The organism is Desulfosporosinus sp. Sb-LF, from assembly GCF_004766055.1.
In the GTDB taxonomy this organism is placed as follows: Bacteria; Bacillota; Desulfitobacteriia; order Desulfitobacteriales; family Desulfitobacteriaceae; genus Desulfosporosinus.
Map to the genome: position 1 here is coordinate 53,270 of NZ_SPQR01000012.1, position 12,457 is coordinate 65,726.

General features: G+C 41.7%; 9 protein-coding genes. All 9 read left to right on the forward strand.

The window, feature by feature from the left end:
- Nucleotides 1-123: 123 nt before the first annotated feature.
- The 9 genes from E4K68_RS16340 (at nt 124) to sat (ending at nt 12,360) form a co-directional block, all read left to right on the forward strand.
- A complete protein-coding gene (locus E4K68_RS16340) occupies nt 124-999 on the forward strand; it encodes a MoxR family ATPase (protein ID WP_135379993.1) in 876 nt (291 codons plus the stop codon).
- A gap of 49 nt (nt 1,000-1,048) precedes the next feature.
- Nucleotides 1,049-2,392 carry a VWA domain-containing protein gene (locus E4K68_RS16345; protein ID WP_135379994.1) on the forward strand — a complete coding sequence of 448 codons (1,344 nt, stop codon included), beginning with the start codon at nt 1,049-1,051 and terminating at the stop codon, nt 2,390-2,392.
- Nucleotides 2,393-2,416: 24 nt separating this feature from the next.
- Nucleotides 2,417-3,844 (forward strand): cardiolipin synthase, encoded by a 1,428-nt coding sequence (cls, locus tag E4K68_RS16350; RefSeq protein WP_243450411.1) that lies wholly within the window; start codon nt 2,417-2,419, stop codon nt 3,842-3,844.
- A 194-nt stretch (nt 3,845-4,038) separates the two neighbouring features.
- Nucleotides 4,039-4,422, forward strand: a complete 384-nt coding sequence (locus E4K68_RS16355; RefSeq protein WP_135379996.1) for a desulfoferrodoxin — start codon at nt 4,039-4,041, stop codon at nt 4,420-4,422.
- 139 nt (nt 4,423-4,561) lie between these two features.
- Complete coding sequence (locus E4K68_RS16360) at nt 4,562-5,440, forward strand: NAD(P)-dependent oxidoreductase (RefSeq protein WP_135379997.1); 879 nt, start codon at nt 4,562-4,564, stop codon at nt 5,438-5,440.
- 783 nt (nt 5,441-6,223) lie between these two features.
- The gene (locus E4K68_RS16365; RefSeq protein ID WP_135379998.1) at nt 6,224-7,471 is read left to right on the forward strand and encodes a CoB--CoM heterodisulfide reductase iron-sulfur subunit A family protein; all 1,248 of its coding nucleotides are present in this window, start codon (nt 6,224-6,226) and stop codon (nt 7,469-7,471) included.
- Nucleotides 7,472-7,476: 5 nt separating this feature from the next.
- Complete coding sequence (locus E4K68_RS16370; protein ID WP_135379999.1) at nt 7,477-9,696, forward strand: hydrogenase iron-sulfur subunit; 2,220 nt, start codon at nt 7,477-7,479, stop codon at nt 9,694-9,696.
- A 27-nt stretch (nt 9,697-9,723) separates the two neighbouring features.
- Nucleotides 9,724-10,887, forward strand: a complete 1,164-nt coding sequence (locus E4K68_RS16375) for a (Fe-S)-binding protein (RefSeq protein WP_135380000.1) — start codon at nt 9,724-9,726, stop codon at nt 10,885-10,887.
- Nucleotides 10,888-11,184: 297 nt separating this feature from the next.
- Entirely contained in the window at nt 11,185-12,360 is a 1,176-nt protein-coding gene (gene sat / locus E4K68_RS16380) for a sulfate adenylyltransferase (RefSeq protein WP_135380026.1), read from the forward strand.
- Nucleotides 12,361-12,457: the final 97 nt, after the last annotated feature.

Consider the following 12,457-nt stretch of genomic DNA (forward strand, 5'->3'; position numbering starts at 1 on the left):
CTCATTAGGCTTTGACGTAATATGATCTAGCAATCTAGAAGATTTAAGAAATGGGGTTTACATAGAACATTTGAAGAATTAATGCAGACCTCATTTTAAGGAAGTGGGAGGAAATTGGGCGTTATGCAGAAATCTCCTTTGGATTTAGCTATGGTGCTTGAAGATGAAGGATATCTTATAGATGAAGAGACTGCCACGACGTTGTTTCTCGCTTTGGCCTTGGAAAAACCTTGTCTTATTGAAGGACCGGCTGGAGTTGGCAAGACACAGCTGGCGTTAGCACTTGCGCGTGCGGAGAAACGAAAATTGATCAGGTTGCAGTGTTATGAAGGACTTGATATTAATAAGGCGTTGTATGATTGGAATTATGCTAAGCAGCTTTTGCGCTTACAGCTTGCTAAGACTGAGAAGTGGGATGAGATTAAGGTGGATTTGTTCTCGGAAGAGTTCTTACTCTCCCGACCACTTCTAGAATCCATCCTTTCTCCCACCCCTGTTCTTTTGCTTATCGATGAATTGGATAAAACGGATGAGGAATTCGAGAGTTTTCTTTTAGAATTGCTAGCAGAACAACAGGTTACAATTCCTGAAATGGGGACAATTTCCTCGAAAATAAAGCCTGTTGTGATTTTAACCAGTAATAGTGCTAGAGACTTCAGTGATGCCTTAAGACGGCGTTGCATACATATAAATTTGACATATCCTTCATTAGAACGGGAAATTTCTATTCTTACCTCCCAAGTACCTGAGCTTTCCGAGCGGTTGACGAAAGATATTTGTAGCTTTGTTGCTAGGGTAAGGAAACTTCCTTTGCAAAAGCTCCCGAGTGTCTCTGAATCAATCGATTTTGCCCGCGCCCTAAATGCACTTCATAAAGCAGACTTAAACTATGGGGAACTAATGGGAACACTCAGCGTATTACTGAAATATCCAAAAGATATTGCTAAGTTAGAGGAACGTCTTAAAAAATGGGAGATGGAAGCTAATCCACGTTGTTGATGAAAGGGTCAATCATAGTGGTTATTAATAAGACTGAGGGATGGAAATAATGAACGGGTGGAAGTTTATTCAATTAGTTTATGCACTGAGAGAACTTTCAATATCAATTTCCTCTCAAGATATCGTTAATGCGCTTACTTGCTTATTACGATTTCCGGACTTGTCTGAAAAGTTGATTACTAAAACAACTTTTATTTGTCGTCCCCAAGATGCTTCGATCTTTGAGATGATCTGGGAAATCTTATTCATGAATCAAATGCCCCGCGAAAATGCAACAAATTGCTCTTTCTCAGAAGAAAATCGTGGTACTTTGGGAGTAGGCGGACAAGGAGTAGGGCGTGGAACGGGAGGAGTTAGCCTTACTTCAAAAGGAGAAATCGTTGAATCCGCACATGTGCCAAATCTAATTCCATTTTCGCGACTTGAGGAGTTAGTTTGCCATGGGACAGACTATGAAGGAGTTGTACAATCTGTATTAGCTGAAATAGATTATTACACATGGATCAATGCTTATGATCTGGCTGATCAGCGAGGTGCTCTTTCAGAAGAGGAATGGTACGATCATCAAAGCAGTCGGGTATCTCTTGTCCGAGAAATTCGGCAAAGAGTTTTGACGGTTCAAGTCAGTCAGGAAAACAGTTGGGAACCACTTGTGCGCCAACACTGGTTTCTTAAATCTTTAAATACGTTAACAGAAGGAGAAAAAGACCTTGTAAAGTCGAGTATTAGGAAATGGGCACGTAAATTAGCAATTAGGCAAGGATTTCGTTGGAAAAATAACCATAAGGGGACAATTGATATTTCGCGGATCGTTCAGCAAAGCGCTCAATCGAATGGATTACTTTTTCGCTTAAGTTACCGTCAAAAAATTCGACGTGCGCCTGAACTGGTGATACTTTGCGATGTCTCGAATTCTATGGCTTCGTATGTTGAGTTTTTGATCTATTTAGTGACGTGCCTCAGAGTCCGTTTCCGAAAAATACGGGTGTTCTTTTTCATAGATTCTGTCTGGGATGTTACTGAGTTTGTTTGGGAGGACGAACTTAGCGGAATTAAACAAGAGATTAAAAGTTGGGGACACAAGATGAGCTCTGGGTTTTCAGATTATGGAGCAGTATTTAGGGAATTAGCTGAGAACAGACTTATGGATGTGTCATCACGTGCTACGCTTGTTATATTGGGAGATGGTAAGAACAACTATCGTCCCGCTCAAACTGAATATATTGCACAGATTTCAGAAAAAGTGCGTCATATATTTTGGCTAAATCCATTAGACGTTCAGGAGTGGAACGAGGCAGATAATTTGATGAAAGCGTATCAAGTATATTGTACGAAGGTATATCGGTGCCGTTCAGCAAGCGACTTACAGAGAGTTGTTATGAATGTGTTTTAGAGGAGGTGCAAGCCTATTTCATTGTTGGTTGTGAGTTTTCTCTTGATTGGTCTTACGCAACTTGCCTTTTTGGGATCGATCATTTTCCTAGAGAACAGGGATCCCACAAAAACAATAACTTGGCTATTAATTCTAGGAGTTCTACCGCTTTTGGGTGCGCTACTATATTTGCTGTTTGGTCGCGTTGTTCGGAAACATCAACTTTACCGTCATAAACAAGTTTGGCGGGAGCAAACCGAGGAAATTATGAAGGATCGACAGCTCAGGCCGAGAGTAGAGGATGTGGATCAGGTAGGAAACCTTTCAATGAACAAGAAACTGGCCCGACTCTTATTTAATGATGCCTCTGCGCCTCTGACTCTCAATAATCGTTCTCAAGTGCTCACCAATGGACAAGAGACCTTCCAGGCTCTTCTTGCCGCGTTAGAGGGGGCAAAGGCTCACATACACCTTGAATTTTTTATTTTTCACGACGATGCGATTGGTAAAGATATTCTTAATCTATTGTTGCGAAAAGCATTCGATGGAGTTGAAGTACGCATCCTCGTCGATGGGTTGGCGAACCAGTCTCTAAGTAAACGATTTGGAGAGTTGAGGAGAGCAGGAGTTGAGGCGGAAGGATTCTACCCAGTTCGTTTTCCATTTTTATCAAGCCGATTAAACCTACGTAATCATCGCAAAATTGTTGTGATTGATGGCCAAATAGGCTTTCTGGGAGGACTAAACGTCGGCGATGAATATCTGTCTCGTAGTAAGAAAATAGGGTTTTGGCGAGATACGTTTCTCAAACTAGAAGGAGACGCTGTTCATTTTTTGCAAACGGTCTTTTTGAATGACTGGAATGGCGTTACTCATCAGGACATTAATAATCCATCATACTATCCTCATCCACAGAACTGCGGAAATCAACTGACTCAAATTGCTGCAACTGGCCCTGATTCCGATTGGGGATCTATGTTGCAAATCTATTTTGTAGCCTTGACTAGTGCTGAAAAGACAATTTCTATCGAGACACCCTATTTTATTCCAGACGAAGGATCTGTAATGGCCTTGAAAACAGCAGCCCTTAGCGGTTTAGATGTCAGGATTATCCTTCAAGGGATTCCAGATCATAAGATTACCTATTGGGCGTCGCGATCCTATATTGAAGAATTGTTAGAATCAGGTGTTCGAATCTATCGTTATCAAAAGGGGATACTCCATGCTAAGGTCTTAATCCTTGATGAAAAAGTCGGAGTAGTGGGGTCCACTAACTTTGATATCCGTAGTTTTAGCTTAAATTTCGAAATCAGTGCCTTTATTTATGATCGTGAGTTTGCCCGACGATTGGAACATGACTTTCAACAGGATCTCGCCGATAGTGTTGAATTTGTGTTACAAGAGTATAAATTGCGTCCGTTGTCGAACCGTATAAAAGAATCGAGCGCACGCCTATTTTCTCCACTGCTATAGCCATAGTACTATTATTGTTTAGCTATTTTTTGAAGCAATGAAAAAATTGTTAGGCTACAGGAAACTCTTACAAATTAATTTTCAAGGACAGATATTTGTTAAAGGCATTATAAAAAAGTAATATATTCAAGGAGGAGATTTCACGTTTCTGGAGAATACTATCATCCAACAAACAGTGAAAGGGGATATATTTGATGACAAATCTTAGAGAACTTTATGTTTGTAGTATTTGCGGGAATGTTGTAGAGGTTGTTAATACAGGGGCAACTGCATTGGTCTGCTGTAATAAACCTATGGAGAAAATGGTGGCAGGTAGTAAAGATGCAAGCCATGAGAAACATGTTCCTGTTGTCGAGGCGGTCGACGGGGGCATAAAAGTTAAAGTAGGTAGTGTTGCACATCCAATGGAGGAAAAACATTTCATCCGATTTATAGAAGTCTTAACGAAGGATCAAGTTCTCAGAGCCGAACTTGTGCCAAATCAAGCACCGGAGGCATCATTTTTAGTCAAAGCTGAAGATGTAATAGAGGTTAGGGAATATTGCACAATACACGGACTCTGGCAAGCTATTAAGTAAATATTAGGTTATATAGAGATAGGCAGGGTTCCATTCCTGCTTATCTCTATATAATGTGAAAGTACTGTTTAAAATGACAAAATACGAAGTTATTCTATAGTTTTTTCTGATGGTTCAATGAAGGGAGTATAAATTTATTATGGCATTTTCTAAAGAAAATACAATTATTGGCTTTGTAGGTACGGGTGTAATGGGAAAAAGCATGGCGGGGCATTTATTGAAGGCCGGTTTTCAAGTGCACGTTTTCAATCGTACAAAGGCACGTGCGGAAGAGTTAATCCAAATGGGAGCAGTTTGGTTTGATACGATTTCAGAGTTAGCAGCTAAAAGTAATGTGATCATTTCCATGGTAGGCTATCCAAAAGATGTTGAAGAAGTTTACTTTGGGGCAAATGGCGTTATCAATAATGCTAAGAGCGGGAGTTATTTAGTAGACATGACAACATCATCGCCGATCTTAGCTGAGAAAATCTATGAAGAAGCTCTCGCTAAAGGGCTGTATGCGTTAGATGCGCCTGTTTCAGGTGGGGATGTAGGAGCAAAAGAAGCTCGTTTGGTTATCATGGTGGGCGGGGACGAAAACGTATTTAAATCCATGGGGCCTATCTTTGAGTTAGTAGGTACGAATGTAGTCTTGCAAGGAAGAGCTGGGGCTGGACAACATACTAAAATGTGTAACCAGATTGCCATCGCCTCGAATATGCTCGGAGTTTGCGAGGCAATGGCCTATGCCACGAAAGCGGGACTGAATCCGAAAAATGTCTTGAAAAGCATTGAATCAGGAGCGGCAGGAAGTTGGTCATTAAGTAATTTGGCTCCACGCTTTTTAGAAAATAATTTTGCCCCAGGTTTTTACGTTAAACATTTTATTAAGGACATGACCATTGCCTTGGATTCGGCTAAAAAGATGGGTCTTTTGACCCCAGGTCTAGAATTAGCGAAGACATTATATGATAAGCTTGCAGAACAGGGAGAAAAAAATAGTGGGACGCAAGTTTTGTATAAATTGTACCTATAAACTGAGTAGTAACGACATAAACAGGCAATTGTCGCCATCTGGAAATGTTGCCTGTCATGCTTTGTATATGGCACAGATTCTGCCCCCCTTAATTCGTAATTATTATGGCTAAGGTATCTATTACAAAAGAAATTTCAAAAAAGTCATTGATCCAAAAAACATTTTCGGAAAGTGCGAAACCTATTAAGCAATAGCGCTTATAAGGAATATATAGGTAACACAGAGGTCGGGGACAATTATTGTTATTCATCGCTATTCGGAAATGTGAAGGATAAATAAAGTTGAGTGAATTTATTCTCAATTTAGACATAAATCCATGGCCATAAAATTAATTCACTATACGATAAATTAATTATGTGCATGTTGACTTATTACGACCTCAGTGCTAGTCTTAATTTGTGGGAACCAAGTGGTTTAGAACCGTTTGTGCAAATAGTTACGTTTAAAGTCGAATGTTTCAATAGTTTGTAGTTTTAAAATGGAAAACTTTACTTGACCATGTGAAAGTAATCATATGCCATTTATAGTGTTACTTTTTTCAATTTAAGTACCAGCATGAAAAACTTAGTTCATTCGAACTAACTTATCATTTATGTTCTGAAAAATTCAAATTTATAGTAAAATCTTCTGGTTTCTTTAAAAGATCAAGGGAGATTTATCTCATGAAAGCAAATTCCTCAGACACAATTAGAGAGGAATGCTATAAGGGTGGGACAAGGCAATCTTTGCTCTGCCTGGCTCGGTTGATGCCGAGGGTTATTGACATAAAAGGGAGGTAGAAGGATGGCGCTAAAGAGTATTTTAGTGGTTGGAGGGGGAGTAAGCGGACTTACTGCCGCAGTCGAAGCTTCCGAGGCTGGAAGCGAGGTCTACCTAGTTGAAGAGAAATCTTATCTAGGTGGCAGAGTAACTCAGTTAAACCAGTATTTTCCTAAGTTGTGTCCGCCGAACTGCGGGTTGGAAATTAATTTTAAAAGAATTAAACAAAACCCCCGAATTAAGTTCTTTACTTTATCCGAAATTGAAAAGATTGAGGGTGAAGAAGGGGATTTTACGGTTACAGTAAAATCTAATCCTCGTTTCGTAAACCAAAATTGCACGGCTTGTGGGAAGTGCGCCGAAGTGTGCCCAGCACAGAGGCCAAACGACTTTAATTACGGATTGGACAAGACTGGGGCAATATATAAGGCTCATGAGTTTGCTTTTCCAATGAAGTACCTGATTGACGATAAGGCTTGTCTGGGTGCGGAGTGCGGAAAATGCGTCGCTGCTTGCGAGTATGGTGCCATCGAATTAGACATGCCTGCTAAAAGTTTCAACTTGAATGTTGGCTCCATCATTTGGGCGACGGGTTGGAATCCTTATGATGCAACGCGAGTCGACTACTATGGATATGGCAAACATCAGAATGTTATTACGAATGTGATTCTGGAAAGATTAGCTTCCTCCAACGGGCCTACTGGCGGGAAGATAGTTCGTCCGTCAGACGGTAAAGAAGTCGAAAGCATTGCTTTTGTCCAGTGTGCTGGATCTCGAGATGAAAATAATTTACCCTATTGTTCCGGAGTTTGCTGTATGGCATCATTGAAGCAAGCCACTTATATCAAGTCACAGAACCCAAATGCTAAGGTCTATATGTTTTATATAGATGTCAGGGCGATGGGCAAACATGAGGACTTTTATACAAAGATACAAAATGATATTACAATGATAAAAGGAAAAGTTGGCGAGATTACCGAGGATTCGCTGACAAAAGAACTAATCGTTCAAGTAGAGAACCAATCGACTGGGGAAATAATGAAGGAAAAGGTTGACATGGTTGTGTTGGCGACTGGGATGGTACCAGCTACCGCTGAGTCAAAAGTACCTGTTGCAATAACTTATGATGAGGATGGCTTTATTGCTTCCGATTCACAGCAACCTGGGATATATGGCACTGGATGTGTTAAGAAGCCATTGGATGTTGCCTCGTCGGTTAAAGATGCTACTGCTGCAGCGCTCAAGGCCATTCAATCTACGGTGAGGAGGTAGCTTCGATGGATAAAAAAACAGGAGTTTATATTTGCTCCGGCTGTGGAATAGGAGAATCTCTGGATATAGGGGCTCTGTCTAAAGTCGCCACCAAGGAGGGCAAGGTTCCAGTCTGCAAGTCGCACTCCTTTCTATGCGGATCGGAAGGCACTGCGTTGATTAAAAGCGATATTGAGAATGAAGGCGTTAATGCTGTAATTATAGCCGCATGCTCACCGCGTGTTAATTATGATGTATTTGAGTTTGGCCCCTCGGTATTGATGGAGAGAACGAATTTACGGGAGCAGATCACCTGGTGTCATCCAGCGAATGATGAGGATACACAGATGATGGCAGAGGATAGCCTGCGGATGAGTCTTGCCAGAACTAAACATATCGAACTACCTGTGCCTTTCCAAGGGGAAAATATGGTAAGTACCATACTGGTTGTTGGCGGAGGTTTGGCTGGTATGACGGCCGCTCTCGAGGCAGCAAAAGCAGGATACAAAGCTGTGTTAGTGGAGAAGAATTCAGTTCTAGGTGGCTGGATGAATGGATTATTTAAACAAGCTCCTCAAAAATCGCCGTATTCTGAACCTCAAGAAGTCGATATCGCTGACAGGGTGAAGGCGATTGAAGCTCACTCAGATGTTACAGTTTACACTGGTGCAGAGATACAAGAGATTGCAGGCGCACCAGGCATGTTTGATGTTACTATCAACCAGAACGGCAACACTTTAACTGAAAGAGTAGGTTCGGTTATTCTTGCTACTGGTGCAGTTCCTTATGATGCATCAAAGCTGGGCCACCTTGGCTATGGGAAATTCGAGAATGTGATTACAGGACAACAATTAGAAGAGTTGGCCTCCAAAGGAAAAATCGTCCGGCCTTCTGATGGCAAAGAAGTCCAGAGTATTGCTTTTATCCAGTGTGCTGGATCTCGGGATCCAAATCACCTGCCTTATTGTTCAGCGTCATGTTGTATCGAGTCTTTGAAACAGGCGACATACTTGAAAGAACAAAACTCTGAAGCTGCAGTATTTATTTTCAACAAAGACATTCGAACACCTGGCCAGTATGAGCGTTTATACAAACAAGTGCAGAAAGATGGAGCTGTCTTCGTCAGAGGTGATATTAATGGTATTAATGAAGATGACGAAAAGAACTTAATCATTGAAGCTGCAGACGTATTAACAGGAGCATCAATCAGCACAGAGGGTGTTGACTTGGTTGTTCTGGCAACTGGTATGGTGCCGACAACAGCCTTTGGAGAAAATATAGTCCCACAAGCGGAACCCGAAGAAGGTAAGGAACCCGAACCGCAGGGAGAGTTTATTCTTAGATCAAATCTATTAAACCTGGCTTACCGTCAAGGCCCAGAGATGCCAACTCTAAAATATGGTTTTCCAGATTCGCACTTTATTTGTTTCCCTTATGAAACCCGTCGAACGGGTATATATGCTGCAGGTAGCGTAAGGGCACCGATGGATGAAATGTCCACTATTGAAGATGCCATTGGAGCAGCCATGAAGGCGATTCAATGTGTTGAATTGAGCACTACAGGATCAGCAGTTCACCCACGGGTTGGGGACATGTCCTTCCCAGACTTTGCAATGCAAAGGTGTACTCAATGCAAACGCTGTACCGTTGAATGTCCATTTGGGGCTATTAACGAAGATGAAAAATTCAATCCTCTACCAAATCCTACACGCTGTCGCAGGTGCGGGATCTGTATGGGAGCTTGTCCTGAACGGATAATTTCCTTTAAGAACTACTCTGTACCTATGGTCGGTAATATGATTAAGGCCATAGAAGTACCTGAGGAAGATGAGGAAAAACCAAGAATTCTAATCTTCGCTTGTGAAAATGACGCTTATCCTGCTTTAGATATGGCAGGTATCAATCGACTCAGTTATAATGCATGGGTCCGTGTTATCCCACTAAGGTGTCTAGGTTCTATGAACTTGGTATGGATTGCTGATACATTATCACAAGGAATTGACGGAATTCTTCTACTTGGGTGCCAGCATGGTGATGATTATCAGTGCCACTTCGTAAAGGGTAGTGAATTGGCTGACTACAGGCTATCGAAGGTGGCTGAAACCTTGAACAGGTTGTCACTTGAGTCTGACCGTGTTCGAATAGAGCAGGTTTCTATTACTGATTATGATCGAATACCGGCTATATTGGACGGCTTTTCCGAAAGGCTGATTGAACTGGGCCCTAACCCCTACAAAGGGTTCTAAGTCCTTGAATAGCAAAGGAGCATTAGTATGGATGAAATATTAAACGTATCTCTGGAAATGAGAGATTATATTGTTTCTTCAGGGGCGGAGACTCTTAGCACGTGTATGCAATGCGGCCTCTGTACCAATCTTTGTCCTTGGCGTCTGGTTCATGGTGAGGTTAGCGAGTCATTTAATATTCGTAAAATGCAACGTCAGTGCCAGCTTGGTTTAGAAGGTTTCGAGGGGGAAGAAGTTCTTTTTGCTTGCGTTACATGTGGTATGTGTCAGGTTAACTGTCCTAGAAAAGTAGAAATCATTGATAACGTACGTGCCATGCGTAATACTACGGTTGGAGCAGGCTTTTTACCAGGACATTTGCGCCCCATTGCTGGTAGCGTTCACGCTAATGGCAATCCTTGGTCTGGTGCGAAGGAGAAGCGTGCCGAATGGCAAGCAGGTCTGAACATACCTGCTTTCTCTGATGATACTGAGTACCTCCTTTATGTTTGCTGTACCTCTTGTTACGATACACGCAGTCAAAAAATAGCCAAAAGCATAGTAAATCTTCTGCAGAAAGCAGGAGTAAGCTTTGGAGTTTTGACCGCAGAAGAGAACTGTTGCGGCGAAACAATGCGCAAACTTGGTGATGAGGAATTATTCCAAAAACTCGCTGAATCAAACATCAAGTTGTTTAACGGAAAAGGCGTAAAGAAGATTATTACGACTTCTCCTCATTGCCTGTATGCCTTTAAAAAGGATTATCCAGAACTGGGCGGAGAATATGAAGTAATGCATTACTCTGAGCTACTGAGCAGCCTCTTAAAGGAAGGAAAGCTTTCCTTGCCAGGAGAAGTAGCAAAAAAAATCACCTTTCATGATCCATGCTATCTAGGTCGTCATAATGATGTCTATGATTCCCCAAGAGAACTCATCAAGGCTATACCGGGTGTTGAACTGGTAGAACTTGATCGAACAAAAAATAAGAGCTTATGCTGCGCTGGTGGTGGCGGCCGGGTTTGGGCAGAAGTTCCAATGGGGGAGCGTTTTGGCGAATTACGGATTACTGATGCAGTAGATAAAAATGCTGACATTTTAGTTACAGCATGTCCATACTGTATTCTAATGCTGGATGATGCTTGTTCTGGTTTAGAAAAGGGCGATGTGCTACAAGTCATGGAAATGTCCGAACTACTGAACTCTGCCTTGTAGAATCATGAGTTAAATAGAACTTGCTTGTTGATACCGTGCCATATCGGAACATCGAGGTATTGTATTAATGATGTTTGTCAATCTATGATTTTAAAAACTTTGTTTGAAGGATTAATTAAAACATGGGTTGGCTGAGTGATATGGTTGGATAAATTCAGATATTGCGAAAGGGGTGATGCCGGAAACTCTGTTTATGCTGCGTCTTTTCCAGCAAGAAATTGACGACTCTAACAAGGATAAACACCTGTTTCTGTTGTAGCCCACATACGCAAAATAGAATTTGAGGAGGACTAAATGATGTCTAAACTAGTACCGCCACATGGTGGAAAGTTAACACCAGTATTGCTCCCTGAGTCTCAACGAGCGGATGCTTTGGCAAAAGCCAAAACTCTGCCAGTCATTCGCATGACTTCTCGCGAAACTTCTGACCTTTTAATGATCGGGATGGGGGCGTTTAGCCCACTGACTGGATTTATGGGCAAAGCGGATTATGAGAGTGTAGTAGCTACAAAACATTTGACCAATGGCTTGGCATGGCCTCTTCCAATCACTTTATCCGTCACTAAGGAGCGAGCCGCTGAACTTACAATTGGTATGGAGGTTGCCTTAGTTGATGATGAAACTGATACCTATACCGGTATTTTAACGGTTAGCGATAAATATGAATATGACAAAGTCGCTGAATGCAAAGCTGTATTCTTTACAGACGATCTTGAACACGAAGGTGTAAAGAAAGTAATGGCTCAAGGGGATATCAATGTCGGCGGTTCATTAGTAACGTTTAGCCAACTCGGTTACGCTACTAAATACGGTGCTTACTATGCTACTCCAGAGCAAACCAGAGCCATTTTCGATGAAAAAGGTTGGGCAACCGTCGCTGCTTTCCAAACTCGGAACCCTTTGCATCGTTCCCACGAATTCTTATGCAAACTCGGAAATGAAGTTTGCGATGGCTTGTTCATTCACCCAATCGTAGGAAAACTCAAAGAAGGGGATATTCCTGCTGAAACACGTCTGGAATGTTATGAAGTTCTGTTAAAGAACTACTTCAATCCTGACAAAGCTGTTATGAGAGTTTATCCGATGGAAATGCGTTATGCTGGACCTAGCGAAGCAATTCTCCACTCCATTTTCCGTCAAAACTTTGGTTGCAGCCATATCTTGGTAGGACGCGATCACGCTGGTGTTGGCGACTATTACACAGCTTATCAAGCCCAAGAATTGTTTGATCAATTTAAGCCTGGTGAACTTCTCTGCCAACCTCTTAAAGTAACCGCTGCTTTCTATTGCAATAAATGCGAAGGCATGACCACTGAAAAAACTTGCCCACATGGCAAAGAAGATCATTTGAACATCAGCGGCACAAAGCTTAGAGGGATGTTAGGCAAAGGCGAGCTTCCCCCAAGCCAATTCAGCCGTAAAGAAGTTCTTGAAATCTTGGTTAAGTATTACAAGGAAAAAGCTGCAAAGTAATAAGTTTAAATCAGTTGAGTACATTGCCTTGAGTAGTATGAGAAACTATTCTCATACTACTCAAAGGCTAAAATTTATAAACGATGGAGGTTAAACC

Coding starts and splice junctions, on each gene's coding strand:
- E4K68_RS16340 (WP_135379993.1), top strand. CDS start 124: ATGCAGAAATCTCCTTTGGATTTAGCTATGGTGCTTGAAGATGAAGGA.
- E4K68_RS16345 (WP_135379994.1), top strand. CDS start 1,049: ATGAACGGGTGGAAGTTTATTCAATTAGTTTATGCACTGAGAGAACTT.
- E4K68_RS16355 (WP_135379996.1), top strand. CDS start 4,039: ATGACAAATCTTAGAGAACTTTATGTTTGTAGTATTTGCGGGAATGTT.
- E4K68_RS16360 (WP_135379997.1), top strand. CDS start 4,562: ATGGCATTTTCTAAAGAAAATACAATTATTGGCTTTGTAGGTACGGGT.
- E4K68_RS16365 (WP_135379998.1), top strand. CDS start 6,224: ATGGCGCTAAAGAGTATTTTAGTGGTTGGAGGGGGAGTAAGCGGACTT.
- E4K68_RS16370 (WP_135379999.1), top strand. CDS start 7,477: ATGGATAAAAAAACAGGAGTTTATATTTGCTCCGGCTGTGGAATAGGA.
- E4K68_RS16375 (WP_135380000.1), top strand. CDS start 9,724: ATGGATGAAATATTAAACGTATCTCTGGAAATGAGAGATTATATTGTT.
- sat (WP_135380026.1), top strand. CDS start 11,185: ATGTCTAAACTAGTACCGCCACATGGTGGAAAGTTAACACCAGTATTG.